We start from the raw sequence: 23324 nt of genomic DNA, 5'->3' as shown, positions 1-23324 counted from the left end.
ACCTGATCTGTTTTCGTTGAGCATTTGACCTGTTGACCAGAATCGCACTTTCGGTCAACCAGTCACCACGACCGTAGCGCGGAGCCGGGCACCTCGGCAAGGGGAGTTGTCGGTGCCGTCGGTTAACGTCATCGGTGTGGCACAGGACGAGCTCTTCACCGTGAACGCCGACATCGCGCCTCCGCCGGAGCGCACGACGTCGAACGCGGGGGAACCGCAGGCGGACCCGGCCAGCTCCCCGCTGGCCGTGCGGATGCGGCCGCGCTCGCTCGGCGAGGTCGTCGGCCAGCAGCACCTGCTGCGCGAAGGGGCCCCGCTGCGGCGGCTGGTCGAGGGCGCCGCGCCGGCGTCGGTGCTGCTCTACGGCCCGCCCGGCACGGGCAAGACGACGCTGGCCAACCTGGTCTCCATCGCCACCGGCCGCCGGTTCGTCGCGATGTCGGCGCTCTCGGCCGGCGTCAAGGAGGTGCGCGGGGTCATCGAGGAGGCCCGCCGGCGGCGCCAGTACAACGCCGAGAACACGGTGCTGTTCATCGACGAGGTGCACCGCTTCTCCAAGACCCAGCAGGACGCGCTGCTCGGCGCGGTCGAGGACCGCACGGTGCTGCTGGTCGCGGCGACCACGGAGAACCCGTCGTTCTCGGTCGTCTCGCCGCTGCTGTCGCGGTCGCTCGTGCTGCAGCTGCGTCCGCTGACCGACGAGGACATCACCGAGCTGATCGAGCGCGCGCTGGCCGACGAACGCGGCCTCGGCGGCGAGCTGACGCTGACCGAGGACGCGCGCGCCCACCTGGTCCGGCTCGCGGGCGGGGACGCGCGCCGGGCGCTCACGGCGCTGGAGGCGGCGGCGGACGCGGCGTCGGCCACCGAGGCGAAGACGATCGACCTCGCCATCGTCGAGTCCACTGTGGACAAGGCGGCGGTGCGCTACGACCGCGACGGCGACCAGCACTACGACGTCATCAGCGCGTTCATCAAGTCGATCCGCGGGTCCGACGTCGACGCGGCACTGCACTACCTGGCCCGGATGATCGAGGCGGGGGAGGACCCGCGGTTCCTCGCCCGGCGGCTGGTCGTGCACGCCAGCGAGGACATCGGGATGGCCGACCCGACGGCGCTGCAGTCGGCGGTCGCGGCCGCGCACGCGGTCCAGTTCATCGGCATGCCCGAGGGCAGGCTGGCGCTGGCGCAGGCGACCGTCCACCTGGCCACGGCCCCGAAGTCGAACGCGGTGATCAAGGGCATCGACGCGGCACTGGCGGACGTCCGGGCCGGGCTGGCGGGCGCGGTCCCGCCCCCGCTGCGCGACGGGCACTACGCGGGCGCGAAGAAACTCGGCAACGCGCAGGGCTACCGGTACCCGCACAACGTGCCGGAGGGCGTGCTGGCGCAGCAGTACCCGCCGGACGAGCTCGTCGGCAAGGACTACTACGAGCCCACCCAGCGCGGCGCCGAGCGGCCGCTGGCCGAGCGGGTCCCGAAGCTGCGCCGCACGATCCGCGGCCAGTGAGGTGGGAGGTGGGTGAAGGGGCGCTCGAGTTCTCGGAGCCGCTCTTCGCCGCCGCGTCGCGAGCCCAGGTACGGCACGCTGCGGGGAGCGGCTGAGCGCGGGGAAGTCTCGGCGGCCCGTTCGCGGTGCCGTTGCCCGCAGCCCGATCGCGGCCCGACGTGATCACTGCGTGAAGGGCACTTCACGCCCGGTTGAACGCCGTTCGCCAAGATCGGGGCGCGGGCACCAAGATCATCGGGTTTCGTAAACTACCCACTTCGAGGGGCTCGGGAGGGGCCCCGGCGACAGCAGGAGGCGTACCCGTGCCCGCGACGCTGCAGTGCATCGTCCTGGACTGCCCGGAACCGGTCGTGCTCGCCCGCTTCTACCAGGCCCTGCTCGGCGGCGAGGTGGACCGCCCGGACCCGCGGTGGCGGGTCGACGAGGACTGGTCCACCCTGCACGTGAACGGGACGGTCCTCGGCTTCCAGCGTGCTCTCGACCACCAGCCGCCGCGCTGGCCGGATCCCGCCTTCCCGCAGCAGTTCCACCTCGACTTCGAGGTCGACGACTTCCGGGAATCGCACCACCTGGTCCTGGAGCACGGCGGCCGGCTGCTCGACCCCGACCTCGGCGGCCGCGGCTGGCGCGTCTACGCCGACCCGGCCGGGCACCCCTTCTGCCTGCTGGGCGACTACTGATCCAGGGGTCGTGTCCCGCATTTCCGGAAAAGACGGTGAATAACCGCCTCTGACGGCAGAACCCTGCCGTTTGGGCAGGTCCGGATCACCGCGCTCGGCTACTGGCCGGTCTTCCGGCTCATGCAGCTGGTGCCCGGGATCATCGCGTTCCGGCTCGACGGCGAGCGCCTCGGCCCGCTGCTGGCGCTGCCGCTGGAGCAGTTCGTCCACCGGCAGCTGATGTACCTGGTGGTCGTCCAGTCCGTGATGACGGCGTTCGCCGGTCGGCTGAGCGCGCGGCCGCGTCCCGGCTTCGGCACGATGGCGGCATGACTGTCGCGTTTCTGGGAACCGGGATCATGGGCGCGCCGATGGCCGCCAACGTCGCGAAGGCGGGCCTCGACCTGCGGGTCTGGAACCGGACCCGTGCGAAGGCCGAACCCCTCTCGGACGTCGCCTCGGTCGCGGATTCGGCGGCTGAGGCGGCCGAGGGCGCGGACGTCCTGGTGACGATGCTGGCCGACGGCCCCGCCGTCGCTTCGGCGTTCGAAGCCGCTTCGCCTGCTTCGGGGACGTTGTGGCTGCAGATGAGCACGGTCGGTCTCGAGTGGACCGAACGGCTCGCGGCGACGGCGGAGAAGGCGGGCGTGGTGTTCGTCGACGCGCCGGTGCTCGGCACCCGCCGGCCCGCCGAGCAGGCGCAGCTGCTGGTCCTGGCGTCCGGGCCGGAGGAGAGCCGCCCCGCCTCCACGCCGGTGTTCGACGCGGTCGGGATGCGCACGCTGTGGCTCGGGCCCGCGGGCGGGGGAAGCCGGCTCAAGCTGGTCGTGAACGCGTGGGTGCTCGCGCTGACCAACGCCACGGCCGAGAGCCTCGGCCTGGCCCGGGCCCTGGGCCTGGACCCGGCGCTGTTCCTGGAGACGATCTCGGGCGGCGGCCTCGACGTCGCCTACGCGCACGTCAAGGGCGGGGCCATGCTGGCGGGCGAGTACCCGCCGTCGTTCCCCGCGGGCCTGGCGGCGAAGGACGCGCGCCTGGTCGTGGAGGCCGCGGGCGACGCCGTCGACGTGGCCGGGGCCCGGGCGGTGCTGTCCCACCTGGAGTCGGTGGTGGCGGCGGGCCACGGCGACGAGGACATGGCGGCGCTCTACCGGGCGGTGCTGAAGTCCTCCTGACGCGGGCTCCAGCGCCCCGGCGTGGGATTCGGTAACACCGGGGCGCTCACGAGCCGGGGAGGAGCGTGGCCAGGCGGTCCACACCCAGGCCGCTCGTCATGAGACGTTCCTTCGCGTTCCCGAGCAACCGCCGCGTCCACGGCGTGAAGCCGCCGTCGCCGACCTCGGCCGGGGAACCGCCGAAGGACGCGTACACCTTGAAACACAGCCCCTCGTAGTACCCGCCTCGGCCGCCTTCGCGGTCCGGGAAGGGGTGGACCGGCACGTCCACCCCGTCGAGCAGGCCGTCGAAGCGCGGATCCAGCACCGTCACCCCGAGCGAAACCTCCGTCGCGCCCAGCGCCCGGCACCCCGCCGCCATCAGCCGCGCGTGCTCGGCCGCGGCCGCCCGCTCGAAGCCGAGGTTGCCCGGGTCGCGGCCCGCCGTCACCGCGCCGAACAGCGAGAAGTGCGCGAACAGCCCGGCGCCGCCGGCCCGCTGCGCCCGGACCACGCGCTGGACCGCCGCCAGGCGGACCTCGGCGCCGGCGGCGCGCCGCACCGCCGCTTCCAGGGCCAGCCCGGTGGTCGGGTCGGCGGCGACCTCGGTGCCGCGGCCGGTCGGCACCACCCGGTGCTGCGCCAGCCCGGTCACCGCCGAGTGCGTGCCCAGCGGCACCACCGGCGCGAGCGGCACCAGGTCGAACGCCGAAGCCTCGGCCAGCAGGGCGTCCTCGACCCGGCGCAGCAGCGCGAACGGCAGCGGGCTCGGCGCGACGAACCGGTCGGCACGGTGCCGCCGCAGCACGTCGGGCCCGGACAGCCGGGCCGCGCGGCGGCGCGCCACCTCCAGCTGGACCGTCGTCAGGTCCGCGCCGGGCAACGCGGCCAGCACGTCGGCCGCCTCCCCGCCCGGTCCGGAAAGGACCCGGCGCCCGGGTCCGTCGTCGTGTCCCATCGCCCAGGTTTACCGCCCCGCGGCCGCCGGGGCGACGCGTTTTCCGGCCCGCGCGGGCCGACACGGTCGGGGACCCGGCCAGGCGGTAACCTCATCGGCACCCAAGACCCGTGAACCGAGGAGGGCCCGTGTCGGCAGGGCAGATCGCCGCGTTGATCGCCGCAGGAGCATTCGTGGTGCTGGTCGTCCTGCTGGCGATCCCGCTGATCAAGCTCGGCAAGACGCTGGACGCGGCCACCGAGGCGATCGAGCGCACCAACAGCAACACCGACCCGCTGCTGATCGGCGCGAACCAGACGATCACGCACGTCAACGCCCAGCTCGAGCGGGTCGACGGGATCACCTCGAACGCCCAGGCCGTGACCGGGAACGTCTCCGCGCTGGCGTCGGTGTTCACCGCGACCCTGGGCGGCCCGCTGGTCAAGACCGCGGCGCTGTCCTACGGGCTCAGCAAGGCGATCAAGGCGCGCAAGAAGAAGAGCGCGCTGAAGGCCGCGAAGAAGGCGGCGAAGTGAAGCGCCTGTTCTGGCTCGGCGTCGGCGTGGTCGCCGGCGTCGCCCTGTCCCGCAAGGCCACCGAAACCGCTCGTCAGGCCAGTCCGGCCGGGTTAGCATCGAACCTGGGGGAGGCCGTGCGCGAGCTGGCCGGCGCCGTGGGCTCGTTCGGTGCCGAGGTGCGCGCGGGCATGAACGAGCGGGAGCAGGAGTTGCACGACATGGTCGAGGAGCGGACGGGCGTCTCGGCGCCCCGCGCCGAAGGACGGCACGCCGCTGCCGCCCGGCGCCCGGTCCGGCGAGCTCGCCGGGCGGAGGGCTGATCCGGGCCTGCCCGGAACCCTTCCGCCGCCGCCGTCCGACCCCGTTCGTCGCCACCCAGTCACCCATCCGACCCCAAGCAGGCCGCCCGTCGAGCGGGCGTAACGGTTGCCGCGAAAGCCATCGGCCGTGACTGTGGTTGGATTGGTGACGAACAGCACAGCAAGGACTGACCCCGTGGACACACACGAAATCACCGACCGTTTCCTGCGCCATTTCGAGGGCAAGGGGCACACGCGCGTGCCCAGCGCGCCGCTGATCCTCGACAACCCGAACCTGCTGTTCGTCAACGCCGGCATGGTGCAGTTCAAGCCGTACTTCCTCGGTGAGGCGCCGCCGCCGTACCCGCGCGCGACCTCCGTGCAGAAGTGCGTCCGCACGCCGGACATCGACGAGGTCGGCAAGACCACCCGGCACAACACGTTCTTCCAGATGGCCGGCAACTTCTCCTTCGGCGACTACTTCAAGGAAGGCGCCATCGAGAACGCCTGGGAGCTGATCACCAAGCCCCAGAGCGAAGGCGGCTACGGCCTCGACCCGGACCGGATCTGGGCGACCGTCTACGAGGACGACTCCGAAGCGGCCGGCCTGTGGCGCAAGCTCACCGGCCTGCCCGGTGACCGGATCCAGGCCCGCGACGGCAAGGACAACTACTGGGACATGGGCGTGCCCGGTCCCGGCGGCCCCTGCTCGGAGATCTACTACGACCGCGGCCCGGCGTACGGCCGCGAGGGCGGCCCGGTCGCGGACGAGGACCGCTACATCGAGATCTGGAACCTCGTCTTCATGCAGGACGTCCGCGGCGACCTGAGCCCCAAGCTCGGGCACAAGCCGATCGGCGAGCTGCCGAAGAAGAACATCGACACCGGCATGGGCGTCGAGCGCGTCGCGACGATCCTGCAGGGCGTCGAGAACGTCTACGAGACCGACCTGGTGCGCCCGGTGATCGGCCGCGCGGAGGAGTTCTCGGGCCGCCGCTACGGCAGCAACCACGCCGACGACGTCCGCTTCCGCGTCATCGCCGACCACGCCCGCACCGGCGTCATGCTGATCGGCGACGGCGTCACCCCGGGCAACGACGGCCGCGGCTACGTGCTGCGCCGCCTCCTGCGCCGCATCGTCCGCTCCTCGCGCCTGCTGGGCGTGCACGAGCCGGTGCTGCAGGCGTTCGCCGGCGTCGTCCGCGACACCATGGGTCCGACCTACCCCGAGCTGGTCAGCGGCTTCGACCGGATCAACGAGGTCGTCCGGATCGAGGAGGAGGCGTTCCTCTCGACCCTGACGAGCGGTTCGCGCATCTTCGACATGGCGGCCGAGGAGACCAAGCGCGGCGGCGGGGACGTCCTGGCCGGCGACAAGGCCTTCCAGCTCCACGACACCTACGGCTTCCCGATCGACCTGACCCTCGAGATGGCGGCCGAGCAGGGCCTCACCGTCGACGAGGACGGCTTCCGCACGCTCATGAACGAGCAGCGGACCCGCGCGAAGGCGGACGCGGCGGCCCGCAAGACCGGCCACGGCGACCTTTCGGAGTACCGGAAGGTCCTGGAGCAGCACGGCGAGACCGAGTTCCTCGGCTACACCGACCTGCAGGCCGAGGCCAAGGTCGTCGCCCTGCTCGAAGACGGGCAGCCGGTCCGCAGCGTCTCCGCGGGCAAGAAGGCGGAGCTGGTCCTCGACCGCACGCCGTTCTACGCCGAGAGCGGCGGCCAGGTCGCCGACACCGGCGTGCTGCTGGGCGACGGCGTCGAGCTGAAGGTCCTGGACGTGCAGAAGATCGTCCCGGGGCTGTTCGTGCACCGCGTCGAGGTCGTCGACGGCGAGGTCGGCCTGGACACGAAGCTGACCGGTTCGGTCGACGCGCACCGCCGCCTGTCCATCGAGCGCTCGCACTCGGCGACGCACCTGGTGCACGCGGCCGTCCGCGGCGCGTACGGCAAGCGCGCGGCGCAGGCGGGTTCGCTCAACTCGCCGGGCCGCATGCGGTTCGACTTCACCACGCCCGGCTCGGTGTCGGCGGACGTGCTGACCGAGGTCGAGCAGGAGGTCAACGACTACCTGCAGACCAACGTCGAGGTGCAGAGCTTCACCACGACCAAGGACAAGGCCCTCGAGCTCGGCGCGGTCGCGCTGTTCGGCGAGAAGTACGGCAACGACGTCCGCGTGGTCGACATGGGCGAGTACTCCCGCGAGCTCTGCGGTGGCACGCACGTCGACCGGATCGGCCAGCTCGGCCTGGTCAAGCTGGTCTCCGACGCCTCCATCGGCTCGGGCGTGCACCGCGTCGAGGCGCTGGTCGGCACGGACGCGCTCAAGTACGTCCGCAAGGAGCAGCTGCTGGTCTCGCAGCTGGCGAACACCTTCAAGGTGCCGTCGGACCAGCTGCCCGGCCGCATCGACGACGTCCTGACCCGGCTGAAGAACGCCGAAAAGGAGATCGCGCAGCTCAAGACCCAGCAGGTGCTGGGCTCGGCGGGTGCCCTGGTCGACAAGGCGCAGGACATCGGCGGCGTGACCGTGGTGGCCGAGGTCGTCCCGGACGTCGACGGCAACGGCCTGCGCGCGCTGGCGTCGGACATCCGCGGCCGCCTCGGCTCGCGGGCCGGCGTGGTCGCGCTGTTCTCGCCGGCCGGGGACAAGCTCAGCTTCGTCGTCGCGACGACCAAGGCGGCCCAGGAAAAGGGGATCGCCGCGGGCAAGCTCGTCCCGTCGTTCGCCGAGAAGATCGGCGGCCGCGGCGGCGGCAAGCCCGACATGGCCCAGGGCGGTGGCACGAACCCGGCCGGCGCGGCCGACGCGGTCACGGCCCTGCGCGCGGCGATTGCCGGCATTGGTTAACCGCGGGAACCGCGGCCCGGACCGGCCCGGCGTGGACGATCCGGGCCGCGGCCGCCGGCTGGGGGTCGACGTCGGTTCCGTCCGGGTCGGGGTGGCGCTGAGCGATCCGGCCCCCGTTCTCGCTTCGCCATTGGTTACCCTCTCCCGCGATGCGACCGACGACACTGATCTGGACCAGCTCGCCACCCTCGTCACCGAGCACGAGGTGGTCGAGGTGATCGTGGGCCTGCCGAGAACGCTGGCCAACCGCCAGGGACCGGCGGCCGAGCTGGCGATCGCGTACGCTGAACGTCTGGCCGGGCGCGTCGCGCCCGTGCCGGTCCGGCTGGGCGACGAGCGGCTGACCACGGTCACCGCATCCCGCATCCTCTCCCAGCGCGGGGTCAAAGGCCGCAAGCAGCGCGCGGTGGTCGACCAGGCCGCCGCCGTCGAGATCCTGCAGGCCTGGATCGACGCCGCCGCTGCGCACCGCGCCCGGGAGGGAGACCGATGAACGAGCAGCCACCTGAGCGGGAAAGCGGGCGCCGGCGCCTGCGCGAACCGGGACCGGCCACCCCGCCGCCGTCCCGGCCGCGCCGCCCCGACCCCCGCGACCCGCACGCGAGCGGGTACCAGGAGCTCCCGCAGCCGGCGCGGCACAGCGGCCCGCACGAGCTGCCCCAGCCGACCCGCCGGAGCCGTCCCGCCGAGCCGGGCTACGACGCGCCCGCCGGCCGACGCCGCCGCCTCGAACCACCGGCCACGTTGCCCCCGGCCGACGACGAGCTCGACCCGCAGGCCCGCCGGGCCGCGCCCGGCCGCGCCGCGCGAGCCCGCCACGGGCTGGACGAAGGCTCCGACGCGCCACCCCCGCGCCGCCGCCGCGCGGCCCCGGAACCCGGCGACCCCGCCGAACCCCCGCGCCGCCGTCCGGCGCCGGACCCCGAAGCCCGCCGCCGTCCGGCACCGGAGCCCGAAGCCCGCCGGCGCCGCCCGAGCCCCGAAGAGCTGGCCGAAGCCGAAGCGGCCCGCCGCCACCAGGCGATGCTCGACCTGGAAGAGGCCGCGGAAGCGCAGGCCGCCCGCCTCCGCGGCGCACCGGAAGGCGAAGGTCAAGTCGCCCGCCTCCGCGGCGGACCGGACACCGAAGGCCAGTCGGCTCGCCTCCGCGGTGCACCGGACGGTGAAAGTCAGGCCCCGCGCCTCCGGGGTGCATCGGACGTTGACGGCCAGTCGGCCCGCCTCCGCGGCGGACCGGACACCGAAGGCCAGTCGGCTCGCCTCCGCGGTGCACCGGACGGTGAAAGTCAGGCCCCGCGCCTCCGGGGTGCATCGGACGTTGACGGCCAGTCGGCCCGCCTCCGCGGCGGACCGGACACCGAAGGCCAGTCGGCCCGCCTCCGCGGCGGACCGGACGTTGACGGCCAATCCGCTCGCTTCCGCGGCGCACCGGACATCGAAGGCCAAGCCCCGCGCCGCCTTCGCGGAGTCCCCGACGAGCCGGCCGAAGCCGCCCGCTTCCGGGGCGCACCGGGCCCCGACGAGGCCGCCGAGCCGCCGGCCCGCCGTCGCGCGGCCCCCGAACCGGCCGATGCCGAGGGGCGCCGGCGCCGTGCGGCGCTCGATCCCGACGCCGGCCCCGACCCCCGCCGCGGGGCCCCCGAACCGCCTCCGCCGCCCGCTCGGCGGCCCGTCCAGCCGGGTGACCGCCCTGTCGGCGTGCCCGAAACCGGCGTCGAGCCGCCCCGGCGGCGCCGTCCGCCGCCCCCGCCGGCGCGCGACGAGCCGCAGACCGACGTCCTGCCCGCCCTGGCCCCGCTGCCGCCGGCCGAGCCGCCGCACGAGGACCCCGAGAGCGACGGCTTCTTCGCCGAGGACGACGAATACGCGGACTACGACGAGTACGACGACGGCTACGAGGACTACGACGAAGCCGAGTACGACGAGGACTACGACGAGGACGAGGACGAGCCGGCCAAGCCGCGGAAGAAGAAACGCGGTAAGCGCGCCCTCGGCTGGGTGGCCGCGATCGCGGTGATCGCGCTGCTCGCCGGCGGCGCCTGGTACGGCTTCAACCAGTTCTTCGGCTACGACGACTTCGAGGGTTCCGGCGACGGGGACGTGCTGTTCCAGGTCGACGACGGCGATTCGACGTCGGCGATCGGCGCGAAGCTCGCCACGGCGGGCATCGTCGCCAGCGGCAAGGCCTTCGTGAAGGCCGGCGAGGACAACCCGAAGCTGGCCCGCATCCAGCACGGCTTCTACGTCATGAAGTCGCACATGTCCGGGGCCAGCGCGGTCGACCGGATCGTCTCGCCGGGCGCGCGCGTCGGGCAGCTGGAGATCCGGCCGTACACGCAGTTCGACGACATCACCCAGCCCGACGGCAAGGTCACGCCCGGCGTGTACAGCCTGATGGCCAAGGCGTCGTGCGCGCAGCTCGACGGCAAGAGCACCTGCGTCTCCGCCGACAACCTGCGCAAGTTCGTCGACTCGGCGGACCTCAAGACGCTCGGCGTGCCGGACTGGGCGATCGAGCCCGCGAACAAGGCCGACCGCAAGGACCGCAGGCTGGAAGGCCTGATCGCGCCGGGGCTCTACGACATCCGGCCCGGGGCGAGCCCGCAGGACATCGTCGGCCAGCTGGTGCGCACCTCGACCGAGGCGATCCAGAACGCCGGGCTGAGCCCGCAGTCGACCGGCCCGGGGATGACGCCGTACCAGACGCTGGTCATCGCCTCGATCATCGAGCGCGAAGCGGTGAAGGCCGACTTCGGCAAGCTCTCGCGGGTGATCTACAACCGGCTGGCGATCAACATGCGGCTGCAGATGGACTCCACGGTCAACTACGTGCTGGACCGGCCGACGCTGCTGACCGACGAAGCCGACCGCGTCAAGTCCGGCGCGTACAACACCTACAAGAACGCCGGGCTGCCGCCGACGCCCATTTCGGTGCCGAGCGCGGACGCGATCAAGGCCGCCGTGCACCCGGCGGCCGGGGACTGGGTCTACTTCGTCAAGTGCGAGAAGAACGGCTTGTCCTGCTTCGCGGTGACGAACGACGAGCACAACCGGAACCGGGACCTGGCCAGGGAACGCGGTGTCATCTGAGCCGCGCAAGGCCGCCGTGCTCGGCAAGCCGGTGGCGCACTCGCTGTCCCCGGTGCTGCACGGCGCCGCGTTCGCCGCGCTCGGCCTGACCGGCTGGACGTACGAGCGCATCGAGACGAGCGCCGAGGAGCTGCCGGGCCTGGTCGACGGCCTCGGCCCGGAGTGGGCCGGGCTTTCGGTCACCATGCCCGGCAAGCGCGCGGCGCTGGACCACGCGGACGAGGTGACCCCGCGCGCCGCCGCGGTCGGGGCGGCCAACACGCTGGTCCGCACGGCGAAGGGCTGGCTCGCCGACTGCACCGACGTCGACGGCGTCACCGGTGCGCTGCGCGCGGCGGGCGGCTACGAGCCGTCGCCGTCGGACACCGCGGTCGTGCTCGGCGCGGGCGGCACGGCGGCCGCGGCGGTCGTCGGGCTCGCGGCGCTCGGGGTGCGGCAGGTGCGCTTGGTCGTGCGGGATCCCGCGCGCGCCGGGGAAACCCTCGACGCGGCGAAGCGGGCTTCGGTCGACGTCGACGTGCTTCGCTGGGCCGAGACGGACTTCGCGGACCTCGGTGCCGCGGCGGTGCTGGTGAACACCGTGCCGCCGGACGCGGTCGTCCCGCACGTGGCCGAGCTGGCGGGTGTCGCGCACGTCCTCGACGTCATCTACCACCCGTGGCCGACGCCGCTCGCCGAAGCGGTCGCGACGCACGGGGGCCGGCTCGCCACCGGGCTGGACATGCTGCTGCACCAGGCGTTCGGGCAGGCGGAGCACTTCACCGGCCGCCCGGCCCCGCGCGCGGCGATGCGGGACGCGCTGCGCGCGGCGACCGGCAACCTGCTGCCGCTGCCGATCGGCTGACTGCGTTCCCGAAAAGCGCTTGCCCCCGTCGATATTCTGGTCGACTGCCTTGATGAAGGGGGTTCACCGGAATGACCAGCCAAGAAGCGTTGGACGAAGACGGGATCCAGGGGGCGTGGGTCGGCGAGGCGCCGAAGCTCGACTCCACGGTCACGCTCGCCGACTACGACCCGGAGTGGCCGAAGCTCTTCGAGCGCGAAGCCGAGCGGATCCGGGGCGCGCTGGGGGAGCGGGTGCTCGTCCTCGAACACGTCGGGTCGACCTCGGTGCCGGGGCTGTGCGCCAAGCCGATCATCGACATCCTCCTCGAGGTGCCGGACTCCGACGACGAGGACGCCTACGTCCCGGCGCTGGAAGCGGCGGGCTACCGGCTCGTCATCCGCGAGCTCGACTGGGAGAAGCACCGCTGCTTCAAGGGCCCGGACACGAACGTCAACCTGCACGTGTACTCGCCCGGCAACGGCCAGACCGAGCGCTACCGGCTCCTGCGCGACCGGATGCTGGCGCACCCGGAAGAGCGTGACCTCTACGCGGCGAAGAAGCGGGAACTGGCCGCGAAGACGTGGAAGTACATCCAGAACTACGCCGACGCCAAGACCGAGGTGATCGAGGAGATCCTGGGCCGGGCGCGCGCGGCGCAGTACGACGCCTTCAGCGAGGCCTACGCCGAGCACGCGGAGAAGAGCGTCACGAACGCGTGGTACGACCGGCCCGCGATCCTCGAGCTGGCCGGCGACGTGTCGGGACGCCGCGTGCTGGACGTCGGCTGCGCGGCCGGGCACCTGAGCGCGTTGCTGGCCGAGCGGGGCGCGGACGTCCTGGGCGTCGACGCGAGCGCGGGGATGGTTTCCGTGGCGCGGCGGAAGTTCGGCGAGGTGGCGCGCTTCGAGGTCGCCGACGTGACCCGGCCGCTCCCGGTCGAGCCGGGTGCGATCGACGTGATCACGGCGTCGCTCGTGCTGCACTACCTGAAGGACTGGGGCACCACCCTGGCAGAGTTCCGCCGGGTCCTGAAACCGGGGGGAGCACTGGTGTTCTCGGTGCACCACCCGGGTGAGGACTGGCGCTGGTTCGGCAAGGAGAACTACTTCGAGGTGGAGCTGCTCGAAGACGAGTTCCCGCCCGGTCAGCGGGTGCGCTTCTACCGGCGCCCGCTGAGCTGGACGTTCCAGGCGGTCCGCGACGCGGGCTTCGCCGTCGACAGGCTGGTCGAGCCGATGCCGGCCCCCGAGGTGGCCGAAGCCGATCCGAAGTGGGCGGAGAACCTGCGGACCAAGCCGCGGTTCCTCTACTTCAAGGCCGTCAGTCCCGCTTAGCCAGCTCCTGGATGAGGTCGACGATCTCCCGGCTGACCGGGCGGAACACCCGCAGCCGGGAGAGCGCGGCCAGCCGGGCGAGCAGCGGGACGCTGCGCTCCACCAGCATCCGGCTGCGCTTGGTGCCGGCGGAGCGGTCGTGGACCCAGAACAGCACCACGCCCATCTGGTAGAGCCACAGCAGCTCCGGCAGCTGGTCCCGCAGCTCCGGGTCGAGCTTGACGTCGGAGCCGTCGACGACCTCGCGCATGAGGCCGATCGACGCTTCGCGGGCGGCCGAGGAGTCGTCGCTGAACGGGCTCAGCGGCGACTCCGGGTCGGCCGCGTTGACGAAGAACTGCGTGCCGAAGCGGTGGTAGGGCTCGGCGATGTCGAGCCAGCACAGCAGCACGGCCCGCAGGCGCGCCGCGAAGGCGGGTTCGCCCTCCAGCAGCGTGCGGGCCGTGGCCAGGTGCCGTCGGGCGATCTCGTCGTAGAAGCCCTGGATCAGCTGTTCCTTCGACGAGAAGTAGTAGTAGGCGTTCCCGACGGAGACACCGGCTTCGGCGGCGATCGCCCGCATCGTCGTGCGGTCGTAGCCGTTCTCGGTGAACAGCCGCATCGCGGTCGAGACGATCAGGGACCGCGTTTCCTCGCTCTTGGCCACGCGCTGCACGTTAGCGCCGCCCACGTCAGGGCGCGGGGAAGGGCGGCACCTGCGCCGCGCCGGGGTAGGCCATGGGCGCCGGCCGGGCCGCGGGCTTCGGAGCCAGGTGGCGCCGCCGGATGCCGTTGAAGACCAGCACGTTGGTCAGGTGCATCGCGCCGAGGATCAGCGCGACGACGCCGACCTTCACCGAGAGCAGCTCGAACACCGCCCGCGCGGTGGCCACGTCGGCGTGGCTGGTCAGGAAGAGCGTCACGAAGCCCAGGCTGACCAGGTAGAAGCCGACGACCAGGAGCTGGTTGACGGCGTTGGCCAGGCCGGGGCTGTCGGCGAAGACCTCGGCGAGGAAGGTGCGGCCGTGCTTGCTCAGGGTCCGGGCCACGAGCACGGTCAGCGGAATGCTGATCAGCAGGTAGAGCGCGTAGGCGACGACGATGCGGTCCATGGTTCCTCCCTATCGTTTTGAACGTGTTCAAGACGCACTGTAGCCCCGTTTTTGAACGCGTTCAAGAGGTCGTTCGTTCCCCTGGTGCTCACCCGGACGGGCGGAATCCGGCATAGGGTGACCGCCGACCGGGAGGTACCACCGTGAAACGCATCGCCGCCGGGCTGTCGATCGCCGCCCTCGTAGCGCTCTTCGTGCCCGCTACCGCTTCCGCGGGCTTCGGGCAGAGCGTCCGCTTCGCCACCTTCAACGCTTCGCTCAACCGCGCGTCCGCCGGGCAGCTGGTGACCGACCTCTCGACGCCGGGCAACGCCCAGGCGCGGGAGGTCGCCGAAGTCGTCCAGCGCAACCGCGCCGACGTCCAGCTGATCAACGAGTTCGACTACGTGCCCGGAAACACCGCGGCGGACCTGTTCCGGAAGAACTACCTCGCCGTCGGCCAGAACGGCGCGAAGCCGATCGACTACCCGTACGCCTACACCGCGCCGGTCAACACGGGCGTGCCGACCGGCTTCGACCTCGACCGCAGCGGCACGGTCGGCGGCGGGAACGACGCGCAGGGCTTCGGGACGTTCGAAGGCCAGTACGGGCTGCTCGTGCTGTCGAAGTACCCGATCGACCTCGCGCACGTGCGGACGTTCCAGCACTTCCTGTGGAAGGACATGCCGGGCGCGCTGCTGCCCGACGACCCGGCCACGCCGGCGCCGCACGACTGGTACAGCCCCGCCGAGCTGGCGATCCTGCGGCTGTCGTCGAAGTCGCACTGGGACCTGCCGCTGAAGATCGGCCGCTCGACCGTGCACTTCCTGGTCTCGCACCCGACGCCGCCGAGCTTCGACGGCCCGGAGGACCGCAACGGCACCCGCAACAACGACGAGATCCGCTTCTGGGCGGACTACGTGACCCCGGGCAAGGGCGGCTATATCCACGACGACCGCGGCCGGCGCGGCGGCTTGGGCGCCTCGGAGCGCTTCGTGGTGGCGGGCGACAACAACTCCGACCCGCTCGACGGCGACAGCGTCCCCGGTGCGATCGACCGGCTCCTGGACGCGCGCCGGGTGATCGAGACGCACCCGGGCAGCGAAGGGGCCGTGCTGGCCGCCCGGGCCCAGGGCGGCGCGAACGTGGGCCAGAAGAGCGACCCGTTCTTCGACACCGGCGACTTCGCCGACGTCGCGCCGGGCAACCTGCGGACGGACTACGTGCTGCCGTCGAAGGGCCTGCTGCCCTGGCACGCGGAGGTGTTCTGGCCGGTGCCGTCGGACCCGCTGGCGCGGCTGAACGACGCCTCCGACCACCACCTCGTCCGGGTGGACGTGCTCGTCGGGCTACGGTGAGATCCATGCGGATCGCGATTCTCGACGACTACCAGAACGTCGCGCTCACCTTCGGTGACTGGAACTCGCTGAAGGCCGACATCACGGTCTTCACCGAGCCCCTGGACGACGTCGTCAAGCAGCTGCAGGGCTTCGAAGCGGTGGTCGCGATGCGCGAGCGCACCCGCTTCCCGGCCGAGGTGCTCGACCGGCTGCCCGACCTGAAGCTGCTGGTCAGCACCGGCAAGCGCAACGCGGCCATCGACGTGGCGGCCGCGCGGCGCAACGGCGTCGTCGTCTCCGCCACCGGCTACATCGGCCAGCCGACCGCCGAGCACACCTGGGCGCTGATCCTCGCCGCGTCGCGGAACCTGCCGCAGGAGTTCCGCTCCATGCGCGAGGGCGGCTGGCAGACGAGCGTCGGCACGATGCTGCACGGCAAGACGCTGGGCCTGCTCGGCCTCGGCAGGCTCGGCGCCGGCGCGGCGAAGATCGGGCAGGTCTTCGGGATGGAGACGATCGCCTGGAGCCAGAACCTGACGCCGGAGAAGGCGGAACCGCACGGTGTCACCGCGGTGTCCAAGGAGGAGCTGTTCGCCCGCTCGGACGTGCTGTCGGTCCACCTGGTGCTCAGCGAGCGCACCCGCGGCCTGGTCGGTGCGGCCGAGCTGGCGGCGATGAAGCCGACCGCGTTGCTGGTGAACACCTCCCGCGGCCCGATCGTCGACGAAGCCGCGTTGGTGGACGCGTTGCGGCGCAAGGAGATCCGCGCCGCCGCCCTGGACGTGTACGACACCGAGCCGTTCCCCGCCGACCATCCACTGAGGACGCTCGACAACGCCGTCCTGACCCCGCACATCGGGTTCGTCGCGCGGGAGGTCTACGAGATCTTCTACGGCGACGCGATCGAGGACATCGCGGCCTACCAGGCGGGGGAACCGATCCGCGTCATGGAGTAGTGGCGTGCGGCCCGCCGGGGCCCGAGGTCCCCGCACCGGCCCGGCGGCGGGCCCGCACCCCTGGATGACACCAGCCGGGGCGCCGGCGGGGCAGAGGCTTTGGACCCTGTCCGCGCGGGGTCGTTGGGCCTCACGCGGCAGTCGGGGATTTTCCGGGGCGTGCCGCGGACCGCGACCAACCGGCGTCAGGCGCGCAATTCCGCCAGCACGGCGTCGGTGTAGCGCGGCCAGACCTCGGCGGCCCACGGGCCGAACGCGCGGTCGGTCAGCGCGACGCAGGCCGCGCCCGCGTCCGGGTCCACCCAGAGGAACGTGCCCGACTGGCCGAAGTGCCCGAAGGTCCGCGGCGAGCTGTTCGCGCCGGTCCAGTGCGGGCTCTTGTGGTCGCGGAGCTCGAAGCCGAGGCCCCAGTCGTTCGGCTTCTGGTGGCCGAACCCGGGCAGCACCCCGGACAGCCCGGGGAACACGACGTTCGTCGCCTCGGCGACGGTGGCCGGGTCGAGCAGCTTGGGGGCCTGCAGCTCGGCGGCGAACGCCACCAGGTCGTCCACAGTGGACACCGCGCCGGACGCGGGCGAGCCTTCCAGCGCGGTCGAAGTCATCCCGAGCGGCGCGAACAGCGCTTCGGCCTGGTACTGCGCGAAGGGAATGCCGGAGTGCTCGGCCAGCGCGTCGGCCAGCTGCTCGAACCCGGCGTTGGAGTAGAGCCGCCGCGTGCCCGGCGCGGCCATCGCCTTGTGCGCGTCGAAGGCGAGCCCGGAGGTGTGGGCGAGCAGGTGCCGCACGGTCGAGCCCTCGGGCCCGGCGGGGGTGTCGAGCTCGACGACGCCCTCTTCGACGGCGATGAGCGCGGCGTAGGCGGTCAGCGGCTTGCTGACCGAGGCCAGCCGGAACTTCCGCGCGGGGTCGCCGTGGCGGCCGGCGACGCTCCCGTCCGCCGCCACCACGGCCGTCGCGGCGTTGTCCACCGGCCACTCGTCGATCAGGCGCACGCTCTCCATGCGCCCAGCCTACGAAACGCCGCGAAGGCCTCCGCACCGGCTGTCGGGGAGCCGGTGCGAAGGCCTTCGCGGGGGTTTCTCAGGCGTCGAGGTCGGTGGCGACCAGCTGGGCGACCGCTTCCACGGCCTCCTCGGCGCCCTCGCCCTCGGCGCTGATGACGACCTCGTCGCCGTACCCGGCGGCGAGCGTCATCAGGTTGAGCACGCTGCCGGCGGCCACCGGGCTCCCGCCGGCCTTGGCGATCTGCACCGCGACGGGCTGCGCCGCGGCCGCCTTCGCCACCAGCGCGGCCGGCCGGGCGTGCAGCCCCACCTTGCTGGCCACGGCGACGCGTTTCTCCGGCATGTTCGTCCTCTCGCTACAGGGGTTTCGTCGATCGAGATGTTACTTCGCGGCGGTCGCCTCGAGGTCCGACTCGATCGAGTCGTCCTCACGGCCCGGCGTCTTCAGGTTCCACTTGGTGATCGCGAAGCGGAACACCACGTAGTAGATCACCGCGTACACCAGGCCCATCACGATGAGGATCCAGGTGTTGTGCGCCGCCTTCGAGCTCGAGTTGAGCGCGAAGTCGATCGCGCCGGCCGAGAACGAGAAGCTCAGGTGCACGTCCAGCAGGTTGGCGATCGCCAGCGAAAGGCCGGTCATCACCGCGTGGAAGATGTACAGCGGCCACGCGACGAACATGAACGAGAACTCGATCGGCTCGGTGACACCGGTGATGAACGAGGTCAGCGCGGCCGCGATCATCACACCGCCGACGACCTTCTTCTGCGCCGGGCGGGCGGTCTGCCAGATCGCCAGCGCCGCCGCGGGCAGCGCGAACATGAAGATCGGGAAGAAGCCCGTGGTGAAGGCACCGGCGTTCGGGTCGCCGTTGAAGAAGTTGGTGATGTCACCGCCCTTGAAGATGAACCAGACCGGCACGTTGATCAGCTGGTGCAGACCGACCGGGATCAGCAGGCGGTTGAGCAGGCCGTAGATGCCGCCACCGACAACCGGCGCGCCGGTGACCGCGTCACCGACGTTCTCGATGCCGGTGTTCACGTACTTGAAGAGCAGGCCGAAGATCACGCCGAGGATCAGCAGCGCGAACGCGGTGATGATCGGGACGAACCGGCGGCCGCCGAAGAACGCCAGGTAGGCGGGCAGCTTGATGCGGTGGTACCGCTGCCACAGGACGGCGGCGACCAGGCCGACGACCACGCCGGCGAGCACGCTGTAGGGCCACTTGATGGGAGCCAGTTCGAACCCGCCGTTCGGCTTGTAGCCCGGCAGGTCCTTCAGCGGCGCGAACACCTGGATGACGCTGGTGAACACGAAGAAGCCGACGACCGCGGCGACACCGGTGGAGCCGTCGCCCTTGCGGGCGAAGCCGACCGCGATGCCCACCGCGAACAGCAGCGGCAGCCAGTTGAACAGCGAACCGCCGGCGGCACCGAGGACCGCCGCGACCTTGTCCCAGCCCAGGCCGTCCTTGCCCAGCAGGTCGTCTTGGCCGAGGCGCAGCAGCAGGCCGGCGGCCGGCAGCGTGGCGATGGGAAGCATGAGGCTGCGGCCGAAGCGCTGAAGACCGGCGAGGCCTCCGCCGCCCTTCTTGGTCGCCCCCTCCGCGGTGGTGGAGCTCATCTGGATCCTCCATAGTGGGGTGGTTGACCGGGTTCCGGGGTATTCCGGTCCAACTGCATGGTCACCTGGTAATGATCTCCCCGGTACCAGGACGTGATGTCTTCGATGGGGTCGCCGCCGGCGCTGGAGACCCGACGGAACACGAGCAGGGGGCTGCCGGCGCGCATGCCGAGCAGCCGGGCCGTCTCGCGGTCCGCACCTTCGGCCCAGACCGTCTGCCACGCCCGGTCGGGACGCACGTCGTACGTCTCGGCCAGCTGCGCGTAGATGGACTGGGTCAGATCGAGCTCGAGCAGGCCGGGAGCCCGGCCCGCGTGGTACCAGCCGCGTTCGACGGCCAGTGGCACGCCGTCGGCGTGGCGCAACCGCACCAGGTGGTGCGCGGGTGCGCCCTCGGCCAGGCCGAGCGCGTGCGCCGAGGCGGTGGGCGGCACCTCGGTGGCCGCGGAGACCACCTCGGTCGTCGGGGTCAGCCCCCGCCTCCGCATGTCGTCGGTGAACGACATCAGGTAGAGCTGCAGCTCCATCCGCCGGGCCGCGGTGAACGTGCCCTTGCCGCGGACCCGGGCGAGCAGGCCCTCCTCGACCAGCTTGCCGATCGCCGACCGGACCGTGAGCCGCGACACGCCGTAGCGCTGCGCCAGCTCGCGTTCCGACGGGATCGGCGCGCCCGGCGGGAGCTCGCGCTCCACCGTGCGGCGGAGGATCTCCCGCAGCTGGGCGTGCTTGGGCGTGGGCCCGTTGACGACCCGGTCGGGTGGCGGGACGTGCGCGGCCGCGCTCATCGGCGTCACCCTCCTCGTTCTGCGTTCACCGGGGGACCGGTGCTCGCGTCCGGCCCGGAACATTGGTACGTTCCGGTCTAGACCAATGATCTGATGGGGCAGGATGCTCCGCCGTGCGGACGGGTGTCAACCACCGTTATCCGTTCGTGGCCCGCGGCGGGGTGCATGCCGACGAACGGCGTAGTACAGGTGGACACGCGGTTCGCGTCAGGTTGGGAACAAACAGTGATCAAGGAGACCGCGATGGCGGATGACAGGCCCGAAAAGATCCTCGCGGCACTCGGCGGCGCGGACAATCTCACCGAGGTCGAGGGCTGCATCACGCGGCTGCGCTGCGAGGTCGAGGACATGAGCCTCGTCGACGAGGCGGCGCTGAAGAAGGCCGGCGCGATGGGCGTGGTCAAGATGGGGTCGACGGCCCTGCAGGTGATCGTGGGGCCGGAGGCGGACACGATCGCCAGCGACATCGAGGACCTCCTGTGAGCCTGGAGATCCTCAGCCCGGTCGCCGGGCGCGTGGTGCCGATCACCGAGGTCCCGGACCCGGTGTTCGCGCAGGCCATGGTGGGCCCCGGCATCGCGGTGCAGCCCGCGGGCGGGCGGGCGGACGCGGTCGCGCCGGTCGACGGCACGATCAAGACGCTGCACCCGCACGCCTTCGTCGTCCAGACCGACGAGGGCCAGGCCGTGCTGGTCCACCTCGGCATCGACACGGTGAAGGAGAAGGGCGAGGGCTTCACGCTGCACGTCGTCAAGGACGAGCGCGTGCGGGCCGGCCAGCCGGTCGTCAGCTGGGACCCGGACGCGGTGACCGCGGCGGGCTATTCGGCGATCGTCCCGGTGGTCGCGCTGGACGCCTCGGCGGACGTCCTGTCCGGTTTGGACGCCGAGCGCGACGTCTCGGCCGGCGAGCGGCTGTTCGGCTGGGACGCCTGAGTCGCTTTTGTCACACGGAGGGCCCTTGTGGACGGTGGTCGTCCCCAAGGGCCCTCCTGCGTCCCCCGGCTCGTCAGCCGGTGACGACCTTCCCGTTCTCGACCTTCACCGGCACCGACGGCAGCGGCTTGTTCGCCGGTCCCTGCTTGACCTCGCCGGTGAGCGCGTTGAAGACCGAACCGTGGCAGGGGCAGACGAGGTCGGCGCCCTTCGGGGTGACCGTGCAGCCCTGGTGCGTGCAGATCGCGCTGAACGCGGCGCACGCCGACTCGGACGTCCGGGCCACGATCACGTCGGAGCCGTCCGGGGCCTTGGCCGCCTTCGCCTGCCCGACCGGGACGTCGGCGAGCGCGACCAGCGGCGTCCCGGCGGCGATCGGCGCCTGCGCGGTGCCCGACTTGGCGTCGTCGGAGGATCCGCAGGCGGTGAGCGCGACGGCGCCGACGGCGACACCGGCGACAGTGGCACCGGTGGTCAGGACGGTGCGGCGGGAGTGCAGTTCGGCTGTCATGCCCTCCTAAACGAGATCGACACCCGATCGGTTCAATCCGCCGTGAACCGGATCGGCCCCTGCTCCGTGTATGTACCCGAGTGGGTGTGGAGTGGAGGAACGATCATGGTGGGTTGGGTCTTGCGCATCGTCGTGGCAGCCGCGCTGCTGGGCTCGGCGGGCGTGCACTACTTCCTGTGGACAGAGGACTACCCGGGCATCGTCGGCCCGTTGTTCCTGCTCGACGCGATCGCCGGGCTGGTGCTCGCGATCGCCGTCCTGGCCTGGCGGCACTGGCTGCCGGCGCTGGGCGCGGTGGGGTTCGGCGTCCTGACGCTGGGCGCGTACGTGCTGGCCGCGACGGTCGGGTTCGCCGGGAACCACGACCAGTTCAACAGCCAGCCGGAGTACTGGGGCGTCATCACCGAGGCGGTCTGCATCGTGGGCGGTCTGGCGCTGCTGTTCGTGAAGGACCGGCGCCGCGCGACGGTCTAGGGCCGCGCCGGTGAAGGAAGTCGCCGAAGACGCGCTGATGCGCGCGCTGCACGAGGAGCACGCGGGCGCCCTGTGGTCGTACGCGCTGCACCTGACCTCGGGCGACCGGATCCGGGCCGAGGACGTCGTCCAGGAGACGCTGCTGCGGGCCTGGCGGTCGACGAGGGTGCTGGACCAGTCGCAGGGCTCGGCGCGGGCGTGGCTGTTCACGGTGGCGCGGCGGATCGCCATCGACGGCTGGCGCTCGGCGTCGGCCCGGTCGGAGGTCGTGACGGACCAGCCCCCGGAGCGGCCCGTCGCGGACGGAACGGACCGCGCGGTGCAGGGCTGGCTGGTCGCCGAGGCGCTCGCCGAGCTGTCGGACCGGCACCGGGAGGTGCTGGTGCTGTGCTACTTCCAGGGCTACTCGGTCGCCGACGCGGCGATCCGGCTCGGGGTGGCCGAAGGGACCGTGAAGTCGCGCACGCACTACGCGTTGCGCGCACTCCGCCTGGTGCTGGAGGAAAGGGGGGTGACCCAGTGAGCGAAGACCCGTTCGCGACGTTCGACGCCGCGTACGTGCTCGGGGCGCTGGCCCCCGAAGACCGGCAGCGTTTCGAGCAGCACCTGCGCACGTGCGACCGGTGCGCGGCCTCGGTGCGCGAGCTGGCCGGGCTGCCGGGGCTGCTGGCCAGGGTCGACGCGCCCGCCGTGCTCCCGGACGCCGGCCCGCCGCCGCCCGACCTGCTGCCGTCGGTGCTGCGCCGCGTCCGGCGCGGCCGCCGGATCCGGTTCGCGGTGACGACGGTGTCGGCCGCGGTGGCGGTGTCGGCCTGCGTGGCACTGGGCGTGGTGGCGGCCTGGCCCGCGCCCGCCCCGCCGCCGTCGACCGCGATGACGGCACTGGGCCAGTTCCCGGTCCGCGCGGACGCCCGCCTGGACGCGTTCGAGTGGGGCACCCAGGTGGAGATGTCCTGCAGCTACACGGGCGGCCGCAGCGGCGGCGACTACGTGCTGGTGGCGGTCGCCCGGTCCGGGGAGGAGACGCAGCTGGCGACGTGGAAGGCGGTCCCGGACAACACGGCCCGCATCGTCATCGGCACGGCTTTGCAGCGGTCGGACCTGGCGGCGCTCGAGATCCGCGGGGGGAGCGGGCGGGCGCTGCTCAGGCTGGCGCTGTGAGGGGGCGGGTGGCTCATCCGGGCCGCAGGGGGTCCCGGATGAGCCACCCCGGCCTCACCCCGTGTCGCCGACGCTCCAGGCACGCGAACCGACCCCCCGGGTACGCGAACCGTCCGTCCAGGTCCGCCGGTCGACCGTCCGGCCAGGCGACGTGATCGGGTGCCCCAGCCGCCCGCGATGTCGCCCGCGAGAGTGGTTCCCGGCCGAAAACCCGGCGAACGGTCCCGGGTGCCCTCTTCCCCGGTGCGGGACGACACGGAACACTCTTCGGGCCCGCCCG

26 protein-coding genes are annotated in these 23324 nt (G+C 72.3%); 18 read left to right on the top strand and 8 right to left on the bottom strand.

What is annotated here, in order from left to right; all coding sequences use genetic code 11:
• The first annotated feature begins 136 nt into the window (after positions 1 to 136).
• The 4 genes from ACH54P_RS14865 to ACH54P_RS14850 all read left to right on the top strand — a co-directional run bounded on the left by ACH54P_RS14865 (position 137) and on the right by ACH54P_RS14850 (position 3344).
• The gene (locus tag ACH54P_RS14865; protein WP_489913016.1) at positions 137 to 1510 is read left to right on the top strand and encodes a replication-associated recombination protein A; all 1374 of its coding nucleotides are present in this window, start codon (positions 137 to 139) and stop codon (positions 1508 to 1510) included.
• A gap of 302 nt (positions 1511 to 1812) precedes the next feature.
• On the top strand, positions 1813 to 2190 hold the full coding sequence (locus tag ACH54P_RS14860) for a VOC family protein (protein ID WP_489913014.1): 378 nt from the start codon (positions 1813 to 1815) through the stop codon (positions 2188 to 2190).
• Between the two features lie 120 nt (positions 2191 to 2310).
• Positions 2311 to 2502: a hypothetical protein gene (locus ACH54P_RS14855; protein ID WP_489913012.1), complete on the top strand. Its 192-nt coding sequence runs from the start codon at positions 2311 to 2313 to the stop codon at positions 2500 to 2502.
• A complete protein-coding gene (locus ACH54P_RS14850) occupies positions 2499 to 3344 on the top strand; it encodes an NAD(P)-dependent oxidoreductase (RefSeq protein WP_489913011.1) in 846 nt (281 codons plus the stop codon). Before ACH54P_RS14855 ends, ACH54P_RS14850 begins: the two co-directional genes overlap by 4 nt.
• 46 nt (positions 3345 to 3390) lie before the next feature.
• Here the strand turns inward: ACH54P_RS14850 and ACH54P_RS14845 are convergent, their stop codons facing one another.
• Positions 3391 to 4281 (bottom strand): hypothetical protein, encoded by an 891-nt coding sequence (locus ACH54P_RS14845; RefSeq protein WP_489913009.1) that lies wholly within the window; start codon positions 4279 to 4281, stop codon positions 3391 to 3393.
• 128 nt (positions 4282 to 4409) lie between these two features.
• Between ACH54P_RS14845 and ACH54P_RS14840 the strand changes: the two genes are divergently transcribed.
• The 7 genes from ACH54P_RS14840 to ACH54P_RS14810 all read left to right on the top strand — a co-directional run bounded on the left by ACH54P_RS14840 (position 4410) and on the right by ACH54P_RS14810 (position 13184).
• Positions 4410 to 4796: a DUF948 domain-containing protein gene (locus tag ACH54P_RS14840; protein ID WP_086678291.1), complete on the top strand. Its 387-nt coding sequence runs from the start codon at positions 4410 to 4412 to the stop codon at positions 4794 to 4796.
• Positions 4793 to 5098 carry a hypothetical protein gene (locus tag ACH54P_RS14835; protein ID WP_489913007.1) on the top strand — a complete coding sequence of 102 codons (306 nt, stop codon included), beginning with the start codon at positions 4793 to 4795 and terminating at the stop codon, positions 5096 to 5098. Before ACH54P_RS14840 ends, ACH54P_RS14835 begins: the two co-directional genes overlap by 4 nt.
• A 175-nt stretch (positions 5099 to 5273) precedes the next feature.
• Positions 5274 to 7934, top strand: coding sequence for an alanine--tRNA ligase (alaS, locus tag ACH54P_RS14830; protein ID WP_489913005.1), 2661 nt, complete (start codon positions 5274 to 5276; stop codon positions 7932 to 7934).
• A 31-nt stretch (positions 7935 to 7965) separates the two neighbouring features.
• Positions 7966 to 8427, top strand: coding sequence for a Holliday junction resolvase RuvX (gene ruvX / locus ACH54P_RS14825; RefSeq protein ID WP_489913003.1), 462 nt, complete (start codon positions 7966 to 7968; stop codon positions 8425 to 8427).
• Entirely contained in the window at positions 8424 to 11024 is a 2601-nt protein-coding gene (mltG, locus tag ACH54P_RS14820; protein WP_489913001.1) for an endolytic transglycosylase MltG, read from the top strand. The genes ruvX and mltG overlap by 4 nt, the downstream gene beginning before the upstream one ends.
• 16 nt (positions 11025 to 11040) lie before the next feature.
• On the top strand, positions 11041 to 11868 hold the full coding sequence (locus ACH54P_RS14815) for a shikimate dehydrogenase (RefSeq protein WP_489916442.1): 828 nt from the start codon (positions 11041 to 11043) through the stop codon (positions 11866 to 11868).
• A 71-nt stretch (positions 11869 to 11939) separates the two neighbouring features.
• The gene (locus ACH54P_RS14810) at positions 11940 to 13184 is read left to right on the top strand and encodes a GrpB family protein (RefSeq protein ID WP_489912999.1); all 1245 of its coding nucleotides are present in this window, start codon (positions 11940 to 11942) and stop codon (positions 13182 to 13184) included.
• Here ACH54P_RS14810 and ACH54P_RS14805 read toward each other — a convergent pair.
• On the bottom strand, positions 13171 to 13830 hold the full coding sequence (locus ACH54P_RS14805; protein WP_489912997.1) for a TetR/AcrR family transcriptional regulator: 660 nt from the start codon (positions 13828 to 13830) through the stop codon (positions 13171 to 13173). The genes ACH54P_RS14810 and ACH54P_RS14805 overlap by 14 nt on opposite strands.
• A 25-nt stretch (positions 13831 to 13855) precedes the next feature.
• A complete protein-coding gene (locus tag ACH54P_RS14800; protein ID WP_489912995.1) occupies positions 13856 to 14275 on the bottom strand; it encodes a hypothetical protein in 420 nt (139 codons plus the stop codon).
• Between the two features lie 143 nt (positions 14276 to 14418).
• Here ACH54P_RS14800 and ACH54P_RS14795 point away from each other — a divergent pair, with 143 nt between their 5' ends.
• Both ACH54P_RS14795 and ACH54P_RS14790 read left to right on the top strand, forming a co-directional pair.
• Positions 14419 to 15612: an endonuclease/exonuclease/phosphatase family protein gene (locus tag ACH54P_RS14795; protein ID WP_489912993.1), complete on the top strand. Its 1194-nt coding sequence runs from the start codon at positions 14419 to 14421 to the stop codon at positions 15610 to 15612.
• Between the two features lie 5 nt (positions 15613 to 15617).
• Positions 15618 to 16550, top strand: coding sequence for a D-2-hydroxyacid dehydrogenase family protein (locus tag ACH54P_RS14790; protein ID WP_489912991.1), 933 nt, complete (start codon positions 15618 to 15620; stop codon positions 16548 to 16550).
• 185 nt (positions 16551 to 16735) lie between these two features.
• Here ACH54P_RS14790 and ACH54P_RS14785 read toward each other — a convergent pair whose 3' ends face one another.
• The 4 genes from ACH54P_RS14785 to ACH54P_RS14770 form a co-directional block, all read right to left on the bottom strand.
• On the bottom strand, positions 16736 to 17551 hold the full coding sequence (locus tag ACH54P_RS14785; protein ID WP_489912989.1) for a serine hydrolase domain-containing protein: 816 nt from the start codon (positions 17549 to 17551) through the stop codon (positions 16736 to 16738).
• A gap of 79 nt (positions 17552 to 17630) precedes the next feature.
• Positions 17631 to 17897, bottom strand: a complete 267-nt coding sequence (locus ACH54P_RS14780) for an HPr family phosphocarrier protein (protein WP_013224593.1) — start codon at positions 17895 to 17897, stop codon at positions 17631 to 17633.
• A gap of 39 nt (positions 17898 to 17936) precedes the next feature.
• Entirely contained in the window at positions 17937 to 19178 is a 1242-nt protein-coding gene (locus ACH54P_RS14775) for a PTS transporter subunit EIIC (RefSeq protein ID WP_489912981.1), read from the bottom strand.
• On the bottom strand, positions 19175 to 19963 hold the full coding sequence (locus tag ACH54P_RS14770; RefSeq protein WP_489912979.1) for a GntR family transcriptional regulator: 789 nt from the start codon (positions 19961 to 19963) through the stop codon (positions 19175 to 19177). Before ACH54P_RS14770 ends, ACH54P_RS14775 begins: the two co-directional genes overlap by 4 nt.
• A 243-nt stretch (positions 19964 to 20206) precedes the next feature.
• On the opposite strand from ACH54P_RS14770, the gene ACH54P_RS14765 reads away from it, so the two are divergent.
• Together ACH54P_RS14765 and ACH54P_RS14760 are read left to right on the top strand one after the other, a co-directional pair.
• On the top strand, positions 20207 to 20446 hold the full coding sequence (locus ACH54P_RS14765) for a PTS sugar transporter subunit IIB (RefSeq protein ID WP_072482356.1): 240 nt from the start codon (positions 20207 to 20209) through the stop codon (positions 20444 to 20446).
• A complete protein-coding gene (locus ACH54P_RS14760) occupies positions 20443 to 20898 on the top strand; it encodes a PTS sugar transporter subunit IIA (RefSeq protein ID WP_489912977.1) in 456 nt (151 codons plus the stop codon). Before ACH54P_RS14765 ends, ACH54P_RS14760 begins: the two co-directional genes overlap by 4 nt.
• Positions 20899 to 20971: 73 nt before the next feature.
• Here ACH54P_RS14760 and ACH54P_RS14755 read toward each other — a convergent pair whose 3' ends face one another.
• Positions 20972 to 21409 carry a QcrA and Rieske domain-containing protein gene (locus ACH54P_RS14755; RefSeq protein ID WP_489912975.1) on the bottom strand — a complete coding sequence of 146 codons (438 nt, stop codon included), beginning with the start codon at positions 21407 to 21409 and terminating at the stop codon, positions 20972 to 20974.
• A 105-nt stretch (positions 21410 to 21514) separates the two neighbouring features.
• On the opposite strand from ACH54P_RS14755, the gene ACH54P_RS14750 reads away from it, so the two are divergent.
• The 3 genes from ACH54P_RS14750 to ACH54P_RS14740 are packed head-to-tail and all read left to right on the top strand — an operon-like array spanning position 21515 to position 23044.
• Positions 21515 to 21883: a hypothetical protein gene (locus ACH54P_RS14750; RefSeq protein ID WP_489912973.1), complete on the top strand. Its 369-nt coding sequence runs from the start codon at positions 21515 to 21517 to the stop codon at positions 21881 to 21883.
• A 10-nt stretch (positions 21884 to 21893) separates the two neighbouring features.
• On the top strand, positions 21894 to 22406 hold the full coding sequence (locus tag ACH54P_RS14745) for a sigma-70 family RNA polymerase sigma factor (RefSeq protein WP_489912971.1): 513 nt from the start codon (positions 21894 to 21896) through the stop codon (positions 22404 to 22406).
• Positions 22403 to 23044, top strand: a complete 642-nt coding sequence (locus ACH54P_RS14740; protein WP_489912969.1) for an anti-sigma factor family protein — start codon at positions 22403 to 22405, stop codon at positions 23042 to 23044. The genes ACH54P_RS14745 and ACH54P_RS14740 overlap by 4 nt, the downstream gene beginning before the upstream one ends.
• Positions 23045 to 23324: the final 280 nt, after the last annotated feature.

The sequence above is a fragment of the Amycolatopsis sp. N2S4-7 genome, from assembly GCF_058119595.1.
Note: the sequence above shows the minus strand (reverse complement) of the source record. Positions and strands in the feature narration are given on the sequence as shown.